Annotated in this window: 19 protein-coding genes; 13 read left to right on the top strand and 6 right to left on the bottom strand. The window is 27.9% G+C overall.

Annotation, left to right across the window (positions count from 1 at the left end; all coding sequences use genetic code 4):
* Window positions 1-6 precede the first annotated feature (6 nt).
* The 8 genes from NPA07_RS00940 (at window position 7) to NPA07_RS00905 (ending at window position 10741) form a co-directional block, all read left to right on the top strand.
* Complete coding sequence (locus NPA07_RS00940) at window positions 7-1947, top strand: transketolase family protein (RefSeq protein WP_126118063.1); 1941 nt, start codon at window positions 7-9, stop codon at window positions 1945-1947.
* 110 nt (window positions 1948-2057) lie between these two features.
* Window positions 2058-2765 (top strand): chromate transporter, encoded by a 708-nt coding sequence (locus NPA07_RS00935; protein ID WP_126118064.1) that lies wholly within the window; start codon window positions 2058-2060, stop codon window positions 2763-2765.
* Complete coding sequence (locus NPA07_RS00930) at window positions 2765-3430, top strand: chromate transporter (RefSeq protein ID WP_126118065.1); 666 nt, start codon at window positions 2765-2767, stop codon at window positions 3428-3430. Before NPA07_RS00935 ends, NPA07_RS00930 begins: the two co-directional genes overlap by 1 nt.
* 38 nt (window positions 3431-3468) lie before the next feature.
* The gene (locus NPA07_RS00925; protein WP_126118066.1) at window positions 3469-4383 is read left to right on the top strand and encodes an RluA family pseudouridine synthase; all 915 of its coding nucleotides are present in this window, start codon (window positions 3469-3471) and stop codon (window positions 4381-4383) included.
* A 35-nt stretch (window positions 4384-4418) separates the two neighbouring features.
* Complete coding sequence (locus tag NPA07_RS00920) at window positions 4419-5372, top strand: hypothetical protein (protein WP_126118067.1); 954 nt, start codon at window positions 4419-4421, stop codon at window positions 5370-5372.
* Between the two features lie 137 nt (window positions 5373-5509).
* The gene (locus tag NPA07_RS00915) at window positions 5510-6106 is read left to right on the top strand and encodes a ribonuclease HII (RefSeq protein WP_126118068.1); all 597 of its coding nucleotides are present in this window, start codon (window positions 5510-5512) and stop codon (window positions 6104-6106) included.
* Window positions 6107-6541: 435 nt separating this feature from the next.
* Window positions 6542-9787, top strand: a complete 3246-nt coding sequence (locus NPA07_RS00910) for a transcriptional regulator (protein WP_256553235.1) — start codon at window positions 6542-6544, stop codon at window positions 9785-9787.
* A gap of 138 nt (window positions 9788-9925) precedes the next feature.
* Window positions 9926-10741 (top strand): hypothetical protein, encoded by an 816-nt coding sequence (locus NPA07_RS00905; RefSeq protein ID WP_126118071.1) that lies wholly within the window; start codon window positions 9926-9928, stop codon window positions 10739-10741.
* A gap of 129 nt (window positions 10742-10870) precedes the next feature.
* Here the strand turns inward: NPA07_RS00905 and NPA07_RS00900 are convergent, their stop codons facing one another.
* The 4 genes from NPA07_RS00900 to rpmH all read right to left on the bottom strand — a co-directional run bounded on the left by NPA07_RS00900 (window position 10871) and on the right by rpmH (window position 15448).
* On the bottom strand, window positions 10871-12820 hold the full coding sequence (locus tag NPA07_RS00900) for a transketolase-like TK C-terminal-containing protein (RefSeq protein ID WP_126118072.1): 1950 nt from the start codon (window positions 12818-12820) through the stop codon (window positions 10871-10873).
* Between the two features lie 129 nt (window positions 12821-12949).
* Window positions 12950-14980 carry a membrane protein insertase YidC gene (yidC, locus tag NPA07_RS00895; protein WP_256553234.1) on the bottom strand — a complete coding sequence of 677 codons (2031 nt, stop codon included), beginning with the start codon at window positions 14978-14980 and terminating at the stop codon, window positions 12950-12952.
* Window positions 14949-15281 carry a ribonuclease P protein component gene (gene rnpA / locus NPA07_RS00890; protein ID WP_126118073.1) on the bottom strand — a complete coding sequence of 111 codons (333 nt, stop codon included), beginning with the start codon at window positions 15279-15281 and terminating at the stop codon, window positions 14949-14951. Before rnpA ends, yidC begins: the two co-directional genes overlap by 32 nt.
* A 17-nt stretch (window positions 15282-15298) precedes the next feature.
* On the bottom strand, window positions 15299-15448 hold the full coding sequence (gene rpmH / locus NPA07_RS00885) for a 50S ribosomal protein L34 (RefSeq protein ID WP_126118074.1): 150 nt from the start codon (window positions 15446-15448) through the stop codon (window positions 15299-15301).
* Window positions 15449-15711: 263 nt separating this feature from the next.
* On the opposite strand from rpmH, the gene serS reads away from it, so the two are divergent.
* Window positions 15712-16986: a serine--tRNA ligase gene (serS, locus tag NPA07_RS00880; RefSeq protein ID WP_256553233.1), complete on the top strand. Its 1275-nt coding sequence runs from the start codon at window positions 15712-15714 to the stop codon at window positions 16984-16986.
* A gap of 169 nt (window positions 16987-17155) precedes the next feature.
* Here the strand turns inward: serS and NPA07_RS00875 are convergent, their stop codons facing one another.
* On the bottom strand, window positions 17156-17293 hold the full coding sequence (locus NPA07_RS00875) for a hypothetical protein (protein WP_256553107.1): 138 nt from the start codon (window positions 17291-17293) through the stop codon (window positions 17156-17158).
* Window positions 17294-17323: 30 nt separating this feature from the next.
* Between NPA07_RS00875 and NPA07_RS00870 the strand changes: the two genes are divergently transcribed.
* The 4 genes from NPA07_RS00870 (at window position 17324) to NPA07_RS00855 (ending at window position 18532) form a co-directional block, all read left to right on the top strand.
* Window positions 17324-17482: a helix-turn-helix domain-containing protein gene (locus NPA07_RS00870; RefSeq protein WP_256553106.1), complete on the top strand. Its 159-nt coding sequence runs from the start codon at window positions 17324-17326 to the stop codon at window positions 17480-17482.
* A gap of 197 nt (window positions 17483-17679) precedes the next feature.
* Window positions 17680-17847: an IS3 family transposase gene (locus tag NPA07_RS00865; RefSeq protein ID WP_256553183.1), complete on the top strand. Its 168-nt coding sequence runs from the start codon at window positions 17680-17682 to the stop codon at window positions 17845-17847.
* Between the two features lie 29 nt (window positions 17848-17876).
* Window positions 17877-18194 carry a hypothetical protein gene (locus NPA07_RS00860; protein ID WP_256553182.1) on the top strand — a complete coding sequence of 106 codons (318 nt, stop codon included), beginning with the start codon at window positions 17877-17879 and terminating at the stop codon, window positions 18192-18194.
* The gene (locus tag NPA07_RS00855) at window positions 18110-18532 is read left to right on the top strand and encodes an IS3 family transposase (RefSeq protein WP_334303157.1); all 423 of its coding nucleotides are present in this window, start codon (window positions 18110-18112) and stop codon (window positions 18530-18532) included. Before NPA07_RS00860 ends, NPA07_RS00855 begins: the two co-directional genes overlap by 85 nt.
* A 279-nt stretch (window positions 18533-18811) precedes the next feature.
* Here the strand turns inward: NPA07_RS00855 and NPA07_RS00850 are convergent, their stop codons facing one another.
* Complete coding sequence (locus NPA07_RS00850; protein WP_126118077.1) at window positions 18812-19777, bottom strand: HpyAIV family type II restriction enzyme; 966 nt, start codon at window positions 19775-19777, stop codon at window positions 18812-18814.
* Window positions 19778-19788 lie beyond the last annotated feature (11 nt).

The raw sequence follows: 19788 nt of genomic DNA, 5'->3' as shown, positions 1-19788 counted from the left end.
AAATTTATGAAATCATGTAAGTCAATAGAAAATAAATTTGTTGCTTCAATGAGAGGTATTGCCTTAGATTCAATTAATAATGCAAAAGGTGGACACATAGGAATGGCTATTGGTGCAGCCAATATTACCTTTGCATTAGTTGGCAAAACTCTTAACTTTGTTGAGCAAGATCCTAAGTGAATTAATCGGGATCGCTTTGTGTTATCAGCCGGTCATGGTTCAATGGCATATTACTCAGTACTTCATTTCCTTAATTTGCTTGGTCTTGATGAAATCAAAAATCATAAAAAAATGGATTCAAAAACACCATCACACCCAGAGATTGATAAACTTCAATATGTGGATGCTTCAACAGGTCCACTAGGTCAAGGTGTAGCAATGGCTGTAGGTATGGCTCTTAGTCAAAAATACCTACAAAACAGGTATAATCGTAAAAATCACAAGATTATAAATCATCATATTTTTTCCCTTGTTGGTGATGGTTGCTTGCAAGAAGGTGTGGCACTTGAAGCTATTCAACTAGCAGGCACTCTAAAATTAAGTAAATTAATAATTTTGCACGATTCAAATAATGCACAAATTGATTCGCTTGCTAATTATGTAAATGGTGGCAATCTAATAAAATTCTTTGAGTCATATAACTTTAAAACATTCAATGTTAGAGACAACATTGATGATATCTTTGAAGCTATCAAGCAAGCTAAAAAATCAAATAAACCTTGTTATATTAAAGTAAATACAACCATAGCTAAAGGTACCCCATTTGAAAATACTCCAGATGGCCATAATGGTACATTAAATGAACAACAAACTATCAAATTCAAACAATTAAACTCACTTTCAACTTTAAACCCTTTCATATATGAAGACGAGATTTACGAATATGGTGCTTTATTACAACTAGAAAAAATTCGCTCTTATGCCAGATGGCTTAAAAAATATGACAAATACAAAAGCGAATATCCAGAGCTTGCCAAAGAATTAGAAATGTTAACTAGCAAGAAATATAAATTTGACTTCAGCGATGTCGAATTTAGTCAAAGTAATTGTGCAATTAGAAATTATTTTGCTCCAATAATGGCAAAGTTAGAAAACAACCCTTATGTTGTTGGTGGTTCTGCTGATCTTACCAAAGCTACAAAAATAGGTTTCAAAAAAGATATTATTGATGGTGGCCAAAATATTAAGTATGGTATAAGAGAATTTGCAATGAGTGCTATAAACAATGGAATATATTTAGATTCAAATCTTAAGACTATTGATTCAACGTTTTTGGCTTTTGTTGATTATGCTAAATCAGCTCTACGACTTGGAGCAATGATGGAAATTCCATCAGTTCATGTTTACACACATGATAGTTACCAGGTTGGAGGTGATGGACCTACCCATCAACCATTTGACCAAATCCCAATGCTTAGAGCTATGAGCAATGTTAAAGTCATTAGACCCGCAGATGAATCGGAAGTAAGAGCAGCATTTAATTATGCATTTAACCAAGACAAAAACCAGGTTGTAATAATTGGTTGTCGACAAGATTTAAAATCTTATAATATGCTTAATTCCAATCTTGTTGCAGCCTATAAAATCAAGACTTGCGACAATTATCAAATTAGTATTCTCGCCTCTGGAAGCGAAGTTAATTTAGCTTGTGATGTTGCTAGTGTACTTGAAAAATACAAAATTAATGCACAAGTAATTTCAGTTCCACTTTTACAAGATTTAATCGAAAATGAGCAATTATGCCTTGAACTTGGTTTAAATAAAGCTCCAATGTTTGCAATTGAAGCAACAAGCGATTCTATGTGATACAGATTAAGTAAATATAATAAAATAGATGCTTTCTTGGCAAAAGACTATGGTTTTTCTGCTGATGGTGCACTGGTTTATTCTCAAAAAGGATTTACTAAATTAAACATTTCAAATAAGATAATTGAGTTTCTAAAATAGTTTTTCTTAATATTCAATTTGTCAATTAATTGATTAAAACAGGGTTGTAGTAACTCTGTTTTAGATTTATTTAAATGTTGCCTTGTGTTAAATAAAGTATAATTCAAATTATGAATAACTCATCGAAAAACCAGGAGTTTCAATATACCAAAAAACCAACATTTTTTAATGTTTTCTGCTTCATTTTACTTATTACTTTTATTAGTTTTGGTGGCGGTAATGCACTGATGCCAACAATTAAAAAGTATGCAGTAGATAAATATAAATGGTTAAGTCCTGATGAATTTGAACAAAATGTCATTATTACAAATATGTTACCCGGACCTAGTGTCATTGAAGCAATGAGTTACATTGCTATTAAACTTTTAGGTTTTAAAAAGGGAATGTTTTTGGTAATTTTAGCTGCTTTGCCACATCTTTTAGTTTTCTTTTTAATATTTTATTTTGTTAGTTATATACCACAAAAATATTTATTTGTTATTGAATTAGGTGTGATTGTGGCCATAATTGGTTCACTAATTGGTTTTGCTCTAGAATACTATAAAAAAGGCAGAAGTAAACTAAAAGTCAGTTTATGATTTTTTCTATTTTTAGTAACTTTTGCATTTTGTTTCTTTATTCCTTCGCCTTGAAATATGCCAGTAATTATTATGCTTTTAATTGCTTCTATTTTTGCTTCAATTGAAGTTATTAAGCATAAAAAAGAGATTAAAAAATTAGCAATTGAGCAAGAAAATAAAAATGAGTTAAACAAGACTAAAAAAGATGAAAGCGAGCAAAATAACAATAACTCAGGTGAACAAAAAGGAGGCCAATAATGCTTTGACTATCCTTGTTTGTTGCAATAGTATTTTTAACTCTTATAAGTTTATCAATTTTTGGTGGTGGGCAAGTTTTCATGCCAATTTTTAGTTGATTTTGAGAACTGTTTAGAAGTTGATTTGGTAGCAATATTACACAAAGCGATATTGCACAAGCATTTGCTATTGGAAATGCAACACCAGGTATTCTTTCAACAAAATTTGCACTGGTAACTGGATACTTCATAGCTAACAAAGAGTGATGAGGTTTTATAGTAATGTTTTTAACTTACTTAGTGTTTGTTATACCGCCAATTTTAATGATGAAATTGGCCATGAAATATTCAAAGAAATTTGAGAACAATAAGTTTCTAACTAAGTTAATTAATGTTATGAATCCTGTTGTTACTGCTATTATTTGTGCATTAGCTATTCAACTTTTTATCTCTGCTCTAGCACCACATTTTTTCTTTAATAAATCACTTAGTCAATATGTTGGGTATATTCATAATAGTCCAAAAGTACTGTTTTATAGTGCTTGAAGAAAAATTGCTCTATATTGTTATGTGCCTTGCGGAATAATTATTTCAGCAGTTCTTTATATTAAAAAAGTACCAATAATAGCTCTAATATTAAGCAATGTTGCACTTGCATTAATCATATTTGAACCCTGGCTAGGTTAAAAACTTATAAATTATTAATTATTATATATAATTACACTATGTTAAAATTAAGTGTTCAATATAAAGAAAGAATTGACAAATATATAGGTCAAAATAGCGAATTAAGTCGTAATGATATTAAGGAATTAATTGAGCAGGGTGCAGTCTATATTGGCGAAAATATTCAAGTTCACAAATGTAATTACATTGTCCGTGAAGGACAAGAAATTACAATTGTTAAATTGCTTGATAAAGAAATCAATATTGAGCCTGTCAATATACCACTTGATATAAAATATGAAGATGATGACTTGGTAATAATTGATAAACCAAGCGGACTAGTTGTCCATCCTTCTCCAGGTCACTATAATGACACATTAGTTAATGGTCTTCTATATCATTTTAAAAATAATTTGTCTAATGAAAACGGGCTTCTTCGTCCAGGTATAGTTCATCGTATTGATAAAGATACCAGCGGACTTTTAATTATTGCAAAAAATAATACAATGCACAACCTTCTTGCCCAGATGTTAAAGCAACACCAAATTGAAAGAACATATGTGGCAATCGCTAAAGGTTTAATTGAAAACCCGCTAACTAAAATTAATTTGCCTATTGCCCGAAGCGTGCAAGATCGTAAAGTTATGAGTGTTCATAAGGAAGGTAAAGAAGCAGTTACTTTTGTACACCTACTTAAGCATTTTTATTTAAACAAAGAACCAATGTCGCTAATTAAATGTGAATTAAAAACAGGTCGTACTCACCAAATCAGGGTTCATATGGCATATATCAAACATCCAATTTATGGTGATCCAACTTATGGTAAGAGTATTGATGAATTTAACCAAAGATTGCATGCTTACAAACTTAAGTTTATACATCCTGTTTCTAAGAAAGAAATATGTATTTACTCGCCTGTACCAAAAGAATTTAATGTTGCTGATTTTGATTTTAATACACTCACAAAAGAATAATAATTTATAATATTAGTAGTATATTAAGGAGAGAGATGAATTTATTTGACAAAAAATATCTAGAAATTAAAAGTGCAAAGAAATTATGATCTCTAGAAAAAGAAAGATTTAGACCGGTTATAATTCTTTCTCTTTTAGCATTCATCATTTCATTTGTTAATTCAGCAACAATTACAACTTTATATATTGGCTTTAAGGATTCTTTAGTTACATATTTTTTTAATGGGACAAATTCAAGCAATGAAGCAAACTCAAGAGTTACAAGTATGATTATTGTTAATGGATTAGTTGCAACAGTGATGCTAGTTTCAATTATTATATTTACAACCTTCTATTTACGCACTTTCAAGGAAAAAACGTTTATTAATATGCATATATGACCATCAACTTTATATTTCTTTAGTTGATTAGTTAATTTTTATAGTATTGACCAAAATATTCGTACCTTAATCAATAAAGGCAACACTATTTTATTAGCTATAACAATTACTATGTTCTTAATTAATGTTATTTTATTGGTTTTTCAATTCTTATTTGTTAACCAACTAAAATATTTTAAATTGGCTTTTATTAATGCTAAAAGACTAGAAGAACTTAAAAAAGTCCAAGATGCACTAAAACAATCTGGTATGTTAGGTGAAAATAATGCTTTTAATAATCTTTTTGGCATTAACTTAAATGATATTAATGATAAAGTTGAACATGAGAGCGAAAGCAGTTCAAAAGATGAAGAAATTGAAGAAGCAGAAATAGTTGATAATAAAGCTGTTATTAAAAATGCTGAAAAAGAAACAAAAGATAAAATTAAAAAATTATTAGATTTACCTAATTCAAAACTTTATAGCATAGCTGAAACACTTTATATTAGTGGCTATAAAAAAATGGATAAAGAAGAACTTTGTCGCTTAATTGTTCAAATTGTTGACTCACAAAAAGCTAAAGAAGATGAAGAAGCAAATAAGGACAAGGATAAAGAAGAAACAAAATAATTTCATAATGAAATGCAACTTTGTGCATTTCATTTTTATTTAATAGAATTAAACAACTTAGCAAACCAGACAAAATTCATATGGGATTAGAACACAATAAAATATAGTAATTAACATTTGTCTAATATAATTAAATCATGTATGATTACGAATTAAAAAATTATAAAGGTGTTAATCTAATTGCTGGTTTCGATGAGGCAGGAAGGGGTTGCTGTGCAGGTCCATTGGTTGTAGCCGCTGTTATATTGCCAGCAAACTTTAAACACAGACTAATAAAAGATTCAAAAGAATTGAATGAAAAGCAACGAGAAAAAGCATATGAAATTATTACAGAAGTCGCATTAGAATATACTACTTATGTTGTGGATGCTAATGTAGTAGATGAACTAAATCCAAAGCAAGCTTCAAAATTTGGAATGAAACGGTGTTTGGGACAATTGTATCTAGTGCCACGTATACTTATTACAGATTATGAAAAAATTGAAGACACATTTATTGAGCAAATTAATCTTGTAAAAGGTGATCGCTTGAGCATTAATGTTGCTGCTGCATCAATTGTTGCAAAAGTTACCAGAGATAGAATTATGAATAAGTTGCATGAACAATATCCGGAATATAACTGAAAACAAAATAAAGGTTATTGTACAAAAGAACATGAAGAAGCAATGGAAAAATATGGAGTCTGTGAACAGCACAGGAGAACATATAAGAACGTTGCTAAATATTTAAAATAGGGAGTTCTTAAAAATTGTTTTATTATTAAGTTAGTTAATTAGTTGAAAAATTGATTATCTGAATTTTCTTGTCAAATCAGCAAAATTTTAAATCGAATAAATCTGGTCGTTCATATATGATGCTGGATTTTTTATTTGCTCTTTGCTCATGTTAGCATAGATAAATGAAATAAATTTCACAAATTAAATTTAAAAATTTAAACAGCTTTTTATTAAATGTAAAATAAATTTTTTACTGTTTTTTTAAAAATGATTTTACTAAAAATGCTGTAAAAAAGTGCTTTACAAAAAAAAAAAAAAAAAAAAAAATAATTATTTTTTGTTGGGTCTTGTTCCAAGTGAAACCCGCTTGACAAAGTAACTCACCACTATTATTTAATATAATTAAATAATAGATTAAATGCTTTGGTATATTTAAGCTTTTGGGGGATTTAAATGAAAAAGAGAGATAAAAAAATTATTTCAATTTCGGCAGGCATTGCGGGTGGAATAGTAGGAACTATTTCGTTAGGGGCAATTGTTGCATTATCTGTTGACAAAACTAACTATCGAAATAATAAAAAATGATTAGAAGACCAAATTAAAAATTTTAATGGTTCATCACTTAAACTAAGGGATTCAAGAGATAGAATTAACAAAACTATTAGTTCATTTAATTTAATGGATGAAATCAAGTCGCAACTAAATAATATTCTTAATGTATATAACAACCAAATTGACAAGAATAATAAACTAAGTATCGAAATTCAAAAAATTTTGGATGAACACAAAAAATATCGCATTGGTCACCACTTTGGAAATACATCATATCTTAGAGCAACCAAAAATAAAAATGCATATGATTTAATTAATAAAACAATTCCAGAAGTTGAATTAAAAAATAAAGAAATTTTAGAACAAGAAGAATCGGATTTGTTTATTAAAATTGTTGATGAAGTTGAAAAGAAAGCAAAAGAACTTGAATCACTAAGGAACAGTAATAATACAATTATTAATTCAATTTCAAATAAAGTTTCAAGATTCAACAACCTTAAAAAAGCTATTGAAAATTATGACAAATCAAAAATTGATCCAGGTGTTCAAAACAATAAAAAACTCACTGGATCATTGGTTGAAGCAGGTTTAAATTTAATGAATGTAGATAACAAACTTTGAAAAGATACAATTTTAAGTAGTATAAATATAAAAAATACTTTGAATGATCAACAAATCAATCAAATATTAAACAGTGAAAATTTGAAAAAAGTAGCAAATACAACAAAATTGGATTTAACTGAGATTGAAACTATAAAAAAATCAATAAATAATTATTTTGAACAAGATGGAAAAATAAATGAAAATGCCATTGAGAACAGAACTAAAACCTTAACTGAATTAGCAACTACAAAAGAAAAAATTAATAAACTAAGAAACGAAAGTCTTATACATTACAACTATGCCAAATCAAGGCTTTTAGCATTCAAAGATTCGTATACTACAAAACAAAATCAATTAATTGATTTTAATCAATTTGGTTTCACATATTCACTCTTAAGTAGTCAACTTATTGAAGTTGATAAGATTTTGACATCCATAAATAAATTAAATATCAGTTCTAATAAAATAGATTTAAAGGATATATTAGATTGTTTAGTAAATATTGGACAATTAATAACTGTTGATCTAAATAATAACAATATTATTAAAAACTCAGTTGTATCAAATGCTGATAGACTTATTTCAGCATGTAAAATTTCAACTGAAATTACAGACTTTAAACCATTACTTGAATTAGAAGAATCGATTGAACATAAGAAAATAATTGACACAAATAGCAACAATATAACATCAAAAGAAATTGACAAATGGGATACCAATAATATTGATATTGTTAAAACATCATTTACTAATATATTTAATTATATTGAACAGATCAATACCAATGTTATAGAACTCTCAAAATTAAAAACTGAATACATGAAATTCTTAGATACTGTTAAGAACAATATGGATAATTTAATAAGAATTTCAAATGTAAATGAAATAGTTAGTGAGAAAAATATAACATCTAAAAATACGTTATTATTAAAAGCAAAAAAGGATTATCTAGAAGTTAATAATAAGAATGATTTTAAATCAAAAATCAGTTCAAGTGAAAAAGTTAAAAAAGAAAATTATATGAACGCATGAATTGGTGTGTTTAAAGGTTACGAAAAATACATTGTAAATAAAAAAGCGGTGCAATCAGAATTTGATAGTAATTATTCACATCTCGATATTCAATATGCAAGAGAAAGTGCAAAACAATTTATTGACCAGCAACAAGGGTTTATAGATGAATTAGTTAATAATTTATATAAGAAACTGGAAGCGGATACTATTAATTGATTAGAATTACCAAATAATGATGATGTTGAAAAATTTGTTAATGGTCAAAAGGATTTACTTGTTAGTTTCGTAAAAAATTTCTACAACATAATTGTTAATCAATTTGGATATAACAAGATGTACAATTTTGATGTACCTAAATACAATTGAAACAATGAAGCAAAAAAATTTGAATATACAACAGTTAAGATTTTATCTAGTGCTGACCCTCAATATTTGAATAAAACAAAAGCAATGAGTGATGCTTTAAAACAGGAATCAAACGCAAATAAATTGAAACCTTATGGAAAAGAGAATCTTGAACTTTATAAGAAATATGGACTTGATAAGATTTTCTTTGGGTTTCAATTCTATGGTGTTGACTATAATGATCGTTTGGTTGATTATATTGAGCAAGGTTATTATCAAGACTTTGAAGATAAAATGTGAATACAATCAAGATTTAATAATATTTTTAATACATATAATTTTGGTAAGGATGAACAGAAAACAATTGAGGAAATTAAGAGTGATAAGCTTTATTATACATTGGATATATTTTTAAAACTGTTATTGTTTGAAAAAAAGACAACCAATAATATATTGGACATATTGATACAAAAAAGCACAATTGTAACAAAAACGATTTACGATCAACTTATGAATAAGTTAGTTGAAACCATTTCTAAAATTGTTTTTGCAAATATTATGTTAATTCAAAATTCAAACCAATATTCAGGAAATGATTCTAAATATTCAACAACAAGTAATTTCCTACTTGGTAATTGACAAAAAGCTGGAACAACAAGAACAATAGAAGTTATGGCTCACGAATATTTTAAAGGTTATAAGTTACACCCTACTGAAAATGGTTTTGAAGTGTATATCGATACAATTAAAATTTCTGATGCTGAAGCAACTGATGTAGCAAAAAGTATATTAAATAATAATCTTGTTGATTTAATGCCGATTAAGTGAAAGACAGGACACATTATTTCAACATCTGGTTTGTTTACATCAAATTTTTTTGTAGGTTGAGATTTTCATGAACAAAAATTAGGAAAAAATTATCATAAGATATTGCGTGAATATAAACCATATAATAAAATTTGAGCTTCATTCATAAGTAATATTTCATTTAAGGATAGTTTTAACAATGAATTCAATTACGATTACATTGATTGATTAACTTTTCATAAATATGATTCACTCAAGCACTCGTATGGCAAAAAGGGTGGTTATCTTGAAGGTGGCATTGAATACCTTAATTGAACTAGTTTCTATAATGATGAAAGAATTGATCAATTCAAAAATTACAAGCCTGTTGAAGAATAAAATAATAAAAACACGAATTTTTTATTCAACTTATCGTGTTTTTATTTAACTTTGTAATTATTTAAATTTGTACGAAATTAACTAATTCTGTGCTATATTAAATATAAATATGAATTTTATCCAAGAGGAGAATAGAAGATGACATTAATTAAATCAAGCATGACAATAATTGACAAGAAATATCCACAAGATGATTGAGTTGAATTAATTCAAGATGAACAATTGAAACACGATGAACCAATTTCAAAAAGTAAACTAATTGCTCAATGTGGCAAGAAAGTATTAAAAGAAAAATTTAATGAAATAGTAGCCCGAAAGATTGAATTAGAAAAACAATATGGTGCATTTATTTACTTTGATGTTATATTAAATGAAGAAACATTGAGCTTGGATAACTGTGATTATCAAATTATTTTAGAAACATTTAAACCAAGTGAGGTTGCTAAAATAAATTTGGTGTCAGGTGTTTATATTCCTGATTTTAATCAATTGTCTTCAAGTAAACTTGAAGAATATGCCTTGGAGTACAATCCATGCGGAAGTAAGAAAATGTCAAAAGATGAGTTAAACCAAATTAAGAGATGATATAAGCACGATATTTATGCTAAGTTCTTTAGAGAAATAAGAGATTTAGCAATTGAAAATTTTGACATTATCGTCTCTGATCATGCTATTGAGAGATGAAATAGAGTCAATAAAACAAATTATGAAATTGATATTAAGAAAACAGCTTATATTTCAAAAATTAATCTCGAATTAGATGCTATTAAACTTAATGAAGTTAATGCTGTATCGAAATTCATTGAAATAAAAGTTAAATTAGAACATCTGACATTTGAAAATGAAATCCAAAAAAACGATATTCCAAGAGAATGAATTATGGAAGTAATCTATGGCAAAAAAATAATGTCTAAATTCTTTCCTGCTCTCTATAGGGCAACTGTTACCTGATAATCAAATTTACTAAAATGCCTATAAAACAGCATTTTAGTAAATTTTTAATTCAATTTGAATTAAAGAACCATGCTTTAGAAGATAAATCTTGAATTAAAAAACAGCCTTATTATAAGACCGTTTTGTTCATTATTTAAGAAATTCTAATATTCTCTTTTGGGCGTTTTCTAAACTAAATCCTTTAATTTTATATACTTCGAAACCGTCTGCTGAATAACCATATCCATCAGCTAACATTGCATCAATTTTGTTGTATTTACTTAATTTATATCAAAGTGTATCATTTGATGCCTCAATTACAAACATAGGTTTCTTATCAAGATTAAGCGATTTAATTAACTTTTCATCATTAATTAAATCTTGCAATAGTGGAACTGAAATAACTTGCGCTTTAACTCCGGCACCAACAAGTTTATTAGCAACTTTCTCAGCTAAATCAACTTCACTACCAGAAGCAAGAATACTAATATCATGGTTTTTTGCTGCTTTAATAACATAGGCTGGCATTAATTGATTTTCTTTATGTAAGTTATATGATTTAACGTTTTGGCGACAACCAATAATAGCAACTTGATATTCACTTTGATTTAGTGCATAATTGAAAGCTACTTTAACTTCACTTTCATCCATAGGTCTAATAACCTTGAGATTTGGAATAGATCTAAGCATACTTAATTGCTCTACAGGTTGGTGTGTAGGTCCATCGCCACCAACTTGATAACTGTCGTGTGTAAAGACGTGAACACTTGGAATTTTCATAATTGAACCTAATCTTAGTGCACCCTTTTCATAGTCAGCAAAAGATAAAAATGTTGAATCAATGGTTCTTAAATGTGAATGCAAGTAGATACCATTGTTAATAGCAACCATTGCAAATTCTCTAATTCCATAATGAATATTTTTGCCACCATCAACAATATTTTTAGAAAAACCAACCTTTGTTGCAGATGTTAAATCTGCTGAACCACCAACAATGTTTTTATATTGTTGGTCAATTTTTTGCATTATTGGAGCAAAATAATTTCTAGTTGCTACATTAGTTTCACTAAATGTTATGTCGCTAAAATCATATTTTTCTTTGTTGTTGTACAAACCTTCTAATTCATCTGCTTCGTTAGGAAATTCTTTCTTATACTTTTCATATAATTTAACTCATTCTTTGTATGCTTCTTCTTTTTTAGTTAACAATTCTTTTCCATAGTCATAAACATCGCTGTCATATTCAAATGGAGCATATGAAGCTAGGCCACATTTCTTTTTAAATTCAATTGTATCTTCTTCTTTTAATAGGCCATGATGTCCTTTTGGACTATCTTCGAATTTCGTATTTTTTGCAATTTTTGTATGAACTTGTATGTATGATGGTTTCTTAGATGCTTTTGCTTTTTTGATAGCTTCCAGAATTAGTTCTGGTTTATCTTCTTTGACAATAAATGTTGCAAAATTGCATGCTTCTAAATATTTAACAAAGTCAATATTGTTTACATCTTGTGCTCTTGTGTCAATTTGTGCATTATTGTAGTCATGTATTAAAATAAGTCTATCAAGTTTATTTGTACCAGCAAATTGAATAGCTTCAAGTGCAACACCTTCTTGAATGCAACCATCACCGTGAAGTGCATAGATGTAATGATCAATTAGATCATACTTTTTACGATTAAATCTATTTTGTAGGCTTTTTAGACTAAGCGCCATACCTACTGCCATTGCTACACCTTGACCTAGTGGCCCTGTTGAAGCATCAACAAAAGAAGTGTATTCTAATTCTGGGTGTGAAGGTGTTTTTGAGTGTAGCGTTTTGTGATTCTGCATATCTTCTTTACTAAGTAAACCTAAAAAATGCATTATTGAATAGTAAGCCATTGAACCATGACCTGCCGATAAAACAAAACGATCGCGGTTGATTCATTTTGGATCAGTTTTTGAGAATTTTAATTCCTTACCTAAAAGTGAATAAGTAATATTGGCTGCACCAATAGCCATTCCTATGTGGCCACCTTTTGCTTTATTAATTGAATCAAGCGCAATACCACGCATTGAAGCAATTAGTTTGTTCTCTATTAAGTTATTATTTTTCATTATCCCTCCAAGATTTATATATCAATTATAAATTATTAGAGTAGCCATTTTTTTAAATAATGTGAAAACATTAACACTCCATAAAGCTACTAAAAAAATAAAACCAGTTGCTCTGGTTTTATATTTATTTTAAGTGACTGCATTAATATATTTTCTTCTATAGTAAGCAGATTTTTTAAAGTAATGAATTGCGACTGTTTGAATAATGTTTCAAAGCCCACTAAAAATTCAGTACACTTGAACACCGCAAGAGAACATCAAAGTAATGAATAAGAAGACAATCATAACAATGTTCTGCGTTTTATTACTTTTCTTAAGTGCTTTTTCTTCTTCAATTGTTGTTCTTTCTTTAAATTTCTTACGTGTTAGTAATTTAGGTAAGAATTGTGAGAAGAATTGAACAACAAGAGCAACCACTAAGATTCCAAGATATACTCATTCACCAGCAAACAATCTCTTCCAGCTTGTTGCTGCAAAACTCATACCTAATCAAACAGTTGACTTCATTTCCGGTATGCTTTGGATAACTCTTCACATTGAAATAAAGATCGGGAAGGAAATAATAACATTTAAGAAAGCATCAAGAGGGTTTATATTATTCTTTTTATATAAAGCAGCAATTTCTTGTTGATGCCTCATCTTCATTTGCTTATTGCCCTTGAAGTCTGCATATTTAGCATCAATTTTAGCTTTCTTAGCTTTAATATCTTCTTGCTTAGATTGATTAACTTGAGATTTTCAAGTAATAGCAAGAGAAAATAGCCGAGTTATTATAACAGCAATAATAATAACAAATATTGTACTTCAGCCAGATAAAGAAGGCATTTTTTCACGTATTGAACCTGTTAGTCAAGAAATAGGATAAACAAATAAACCAAAGAAAGGACCTCAATGTCTTCATGAATCGCCCCATGTAACAAATGGTTTAAATGGTTCACTATGTGAATAGACTAATTTGGTGTCAGGTATAAGAAATGCATTTTCCTTAATGATTTTTTCGCTTGTCTTATTATCCTTTGGAGTATGAAGTTTTCTCTCTTCAAACTGTGTATCATCATACTTGTTTGTAAAACCGGTATTCTTAAAGTATTCAGCTAATATACTTGAGTATTCTAAAAGAAGGTCAAATTGTTTTTGATTAAGTTTGGTTAATGATTTATCAACAACAATTTTCTTAAATATGTCATTATAATCAGATGAACTAAATCCACCATTTTCAGCAGTATCCTTGAACCTTCTTACAAAATAGTTATCTTTACCATTAACTTGTTCAACAAATGTTTTGTTGTATAAAAATTCAAGAACATCACGTGCATAAAGTTGTTTTGAGAGATCGATATTGCTAATGTCTCTACCATTTAATTTATTCTTCAATTTAATTTGGTCAGGGGTAGCAATCGAAAATAAAGTTGCTTTTAGTTTATTTTTAGTTGTTTCATATTCGGTATATGTTTTTTCAAGATTAGCAACTTTAAGTTCATAACCTTTTGAAACATCTTTTGGATCAATTAGATTGTACAATGAAATTAAATTAAATCTTGGATCAATAAATTTAATATCTTTATATGTTGTATAAATTGGTTGATATATTGATGACTCACTCATGTTGAAAAGATATTTATCATTATTACCTTTTACAACAGCAAATTTTTCATAATCATTCTTTAGTTTGCCGTTTTCATCATGAATGTCATAATATCACTGAATTGAAGATGAATATGAATTATATTTGCCATAAACATCTTCGCCAGCTTGTTGTCTTAATTTTTTAAGTAATTCAGCATGGTTTCTGTAATTAACGTGGTAGTTTGCATAGTCATTTACAACAATTTTTTTAAATTCACCGGTTTCTAAAGCTTTCTCATCTTTATCAACTTTTGGATCTTTTTTACCAGGTTCTAGTGTTGTAACGTTAGGACTAAGTTTATCATATGATGTGTAATATTCAGTACCTGCACCCGAGTATGATGATGTTTTAATAACCATTGTTTGGATGCAACCTGTCATACTTAAACCGAATAGCAATGTATATAAAACTATTTTAGTTCAGTATCATATTTTTTTTCAGAGACTTTTTCTTTTTTCTTTGTCAGAACCAGCATCTGAAAAATAATTGAATTTATCAGATCTATTTTTGTTTTTCATCTTTAATCTTTTCAAATAATTTTTTTGTTATATTGAATTTTTCTTCAAAACTCAAATTAAAAAAATCTTTTCTTGGAATTAAGACAAAGTGAATTCTCTTGCCATATAAATCCAAAGAATGGATAATTGATTTTAATTGACGCTTGTAGTAATTTCTTAAAACTGCATTGCAAAACTTTTTTGGTACAGTTATACCAATTTTAAAATTATCGCTAGGTTTGTAATAAATAATTAAATACTTATTCAAAACTTGCTTTTGAAATTTGATCACAGAATCAAATTCTCAACTTTTTTGAAGGCGATAAATTTTTTTCATTTTACAAATTAAAATTATTATTTACTATCTGAAACTGTAAGTCTTGCTCTACCCTTAGCTCTTCTAGCTGCTAAAACTTTTCTACCATTTGCTGTTGCCATTCTAGCTCTAAAACCATGAGTTTTAATGTGTTTGCTTTTGTTTGGTTGGTATGTTCTTAAACTCATATTTTCTCCTTGATAATTGTTTTAAATGTTATATATTCATTTTATCAAAATGTATTAATATTTAAGTACTAATAAAATGTGATTTAATTATATATTAAATATTTAAATTTCAAAAGAATTTACAAACAACCATTTTTGGCAAAAAAATTATCAAAAAACCAATAATGTTGTATCATTTTATTAAGATAATTTTAATAAAATGATAGTAATTTTTAGAGCTTAATTTTTGACTAAAAAGCCTATAAAATAAGCGGAAAGGTAAAATGCTAAGTTTAAAATATATTTTAGAAAACGAAAAGAAAGTTAAGGTTGCATTAAAAAATAGAAATTTTGACCTAAAAACCTTTAATGAACTCATAAAAGAAGCAAACAAACGTGGAAAATTAATGTTTGAAGCACAAAGCAAAAAAGCTGAATTAACAAAATTTAGCAAGGAATTTGCAAAACACAAAAATGACAAAGTTAAGCTCTCAGAACTACAAAAACAAGTTGCAATCATAAAAAAAGAACAAGTCAAACTTGAAGAAGAAGCTAAAAACATTGAAAAAAAGGTTGATGAAATGTTGATTAGAATCCCTAACATTTCGCTTGATGATGTACCACTTGGAAAAGATGAAAAACAAAACAAAGTTTTAAAAAATCATGACAATTTAGGTCGCGGACTTGTTTCAGGTGTTCTACCACACTACACAATTGCATCAAACTTAAACATTATTGACCTTGAACGAGCAGTTAAAATGTCTGGATCTCGTTATGTAATTTATAAAGGCTTAGGTGCCAGATTAGCAAGAGCACTTATGAATTTTATGTTAGATTTGCATGTTAAAAATGGTTACGAAGAGTATTCGGTTCCTTTTATAGTAAAACCTGAAATTTTATTTGGTACAGGTCAATTACCAAAATTTAAAGAAGATTTATTTGCTCTTGAAGATACTAAAAATTATTTAATACCTACTGCCGAAGTTCCTTTAACTAATTATTACAATAATGAAATAATTGACTTATCAAAACCAATTAGAATGACAGCTTTTACTGAATGTTTTAGATCGGAAGCTGGAAGCAGCGGAAAAGACACCAAAGGTATTATTAGAAACCACCAATTTAAAAAAGTTGAGTTGGTAAAAATAGTCAGCGAAAAAGATTGAGAAGCAGAATTTAATCAAATGTTAGAACAAGCAAAACTAGTTTTAGATGAACTTGAATTACCTTATAGAGAATTATTATTGTGTACAGGTGATTTAGGTTTTGCAAGTAGAAAAACAATTGACATTGAAGTTTGATTACCATCTGAAATTAAATATCGCGAAATTTCTTCTGTTTCATATATGGGAGATTTTCAAGCACGCAGGGCAATGATTAGATACAAGAACGAAGACGGTGAAAATGTTTATGCTCACACAATGAATGGTTCAGGTCTTGCAATCGATAGATTAATAGCTGCTATTTTAGAAAATTATCAAAACAAGGATGGCTCAATTACTATACCTAAAAAATTAGTTCCTTATATGGGTGGAATTAGCAAAATAACCAAAGAATAATTATGCAAAAATCAAGTAACACAGGTTTGCTTGATTTTATTTTTTGTCTATAAAATGGGCTAATTAGCAAAAAAACTAATATTAAGTTGTGAAGTGAACCCCTAAAGTTGTACAAAAGAACTTTAGGGGTTTTTATATGAAATTAGATAAAAGTATTAAGAAAAAATTGTTAATTTTTATAAAAAGGAATGATAAAAAGTCAAATATCATTGAAGTTTGGGTTATCAGAAAGTACAGTTACTAATGTTATCGAAAAATACAACGCGTTTGGTAAAACAAGTTTCGAACCAAGAAAAATTCCACTCATAAATCACCTGAATTTAAGCATCTCATAGTTTTGAGAGTTCTTAATGGTGAAACAATACAAGATATATCAATACAAGAAAAAATTAGTTATTGTGCAATTAGATCTTGGGTAATGAAATACCAAGAATTAGGATATAATGGACTTATGAAAAAGTCAAGAATTAAAAAATACTTAGAAGAGAATTATTAACTAATAATGAAAAATACAAGAATATTGATTCAGAACAAAGATGCAAAATCTATGAAGAACAAATTAGAATTCTTTGAATGGAAAATGATATTTTAAAAAATCGATAGCCTTAGCTGAAAAGGTGAAAGCAAAAAGAAATCAATAAATACAGATTTGAAATCGTAAATCAGCTAAGGCATATTTATAAATTAAGTGAGTTGATTTCTTATTTTTGAACTTCTAGTTCAACATATTATTACTATCTGAAAAGAGTAAATAAAACAGAAGTTGATAGTGAAATTAAACAAGAAATAATATCTATCTACGAAAAACACAAAGGAAGATATGGGTATAGAAGAATCACTATTGAACTACAAAAAGGTTAAAAATTAACTATAAAAAGGTTAAAAGAATTATGAATGAACTTGGATTAAAAGGAATTCAACCAAGAGAAAAATACAAATCATTTAAGGGTGAACTTAATAAGAAAATACCTAATCATTTATTAGAAGAGAAAGAAGAAAAAGGCTATAAAACAGGCAAATTAGGTCAAAATTTTAAAACTTCAAAGCCAAATCAAAAATGAACAACAGATGTTACCGAATTTAAAGTGAAAGACAAAAAACATATCTCTCACCAATTCGCGATATGCATACAGGTTATATTATTGTTAGAAAATTATCAAAAAGTCCAAATTTCAAAATGGTTGAAGATATGTTGGACGAGGCGTTAGCAAAATTCGATAACCTTGAAGGATTGATATTTCATTCAGATCAAGGATGACCATATCAAATGCCACAATATCAGAAAAAACTAAAAGATAGAGGTATTATCCAAAGTATGTCTCGAAAAGGCAATTGTCTTGACAATTCAATTATGGAAACATTCTTTGCACAATTAAAGAATGAAATATATTATGGAAAAGAATATAAATCGATTGATGAGTTAGAACAAAAAATTAATGAGTACATAGATTATTACAATAATGAAAGAATAATTCTGAGATTAAAAATGTCACCCGCTGAATATTGGAAGAGATGTAATATGGATCAATATAAAGAAATGAACTAGATTGTCAAGAAAATTAATTATGATTAAATCATATCTTTTAAATAAATTCGCAACACAAACAATGTAACAAATTGAGAAATTAATTTTATATAAATTGGAAAAACGCATTTCCACAAAAATAATTAATAAAATTAATTTTAAAAACTAAATAAAAAATAATTGGTTGGCTAGAAGCCAACCCAAGAAAATAATATTAATGATTCTTTTTCGCATTTTTGATCAAAAATGCGAAATAAATAAAATCAAGCGGATTCCGCTTGATAAAAATAATCAAATATTTTATAATTTTTTTGTACAAGTTTTGGGGTTCACATCAGTTGTCGAATTTTGTAGTTCGATAATTCTTCGCTTTTCTTCATCATCATCAATTGATGTTTGCTTAATTTCTCTTAATTTAAGAGCCTTAAATAAGTTTGAATTTTCATTTCTTTCATCAAAGATATATTGCCTTATATCTTTGTAAACTTCTTCAGGCGAAATTAATTTTTGTCAAGAACGTTCATTCAAATTAATCATTGCATTCAAAACGTCTTCATCTTGATCTAAGTTAGGCATCTTTAAAAAATAATCATAGTTGTTACTTTTAAATTTTCTAATATGAGACTCAATATTTAATCAGTCTTCTTCTTTGTCGAAAAGTTTAAAAAATTCTGCACCATAATATGCTCTAAATCCAGGTGAGCCAAATGTGTTTTCTTTATCATAACACTCATTAAAAAAGTTAATGTTTTTATTATAGTCATTATCTAAAAATCACAAGATTCCTTTAATTTTATTATTAGGATAAATAAGTCTAATTACTGAAAGTTGCTTAATAATATTATCATGAATTTTTGATACTTCTTTTGCTCCATAGAAGTCTCTTTTCTTCAAATAAACCACGCAAATATCTTCATTTCCTTCTTCACGGTCGCTTAATCTTTGCTTAAATATCATTGTGGCATTAACCTTAATATCTTCTGGAAATTCTTGACCTTCTTTTTGCTCCAAGGTATATTTAAAGTTACTCTTTTCTAATGAAAAACCATACTGACTAATTAAATATTCAGCGCAAAATTTAATGTATTTTACATAAGTGTTTTCTTGGTTTCTTAAAAATGACTGCTCTAGTTTGACTTTAAAATTAAAAGGTTGCAAAGGTGAAAAAAATCTAAAAGGTGCATCAATTATTTTGTATAAGAGTTTAGTTCCATTGCCTGTGGTTAGTGCATTCCTTAATTCCATTTCAAATTGATTGTATTCCATAATATTCTCCT

The sequence above is a fragment of the Mycoplasmopsis caviae genome (assembly GCF_024498215.1).
Lineage (GTDB): Bacteria > Bacillota_I > Bacilli_A > Mycoplasmatales > Metamycoplasmataceae > Mycoplasmopsis > Mycoplasmopsis caviae.
The sequence above is the reverse complement of the archived record's forward strand: the minus strand, read 5'-3'. Positions and strand labels throughout refer to the sequence as shown.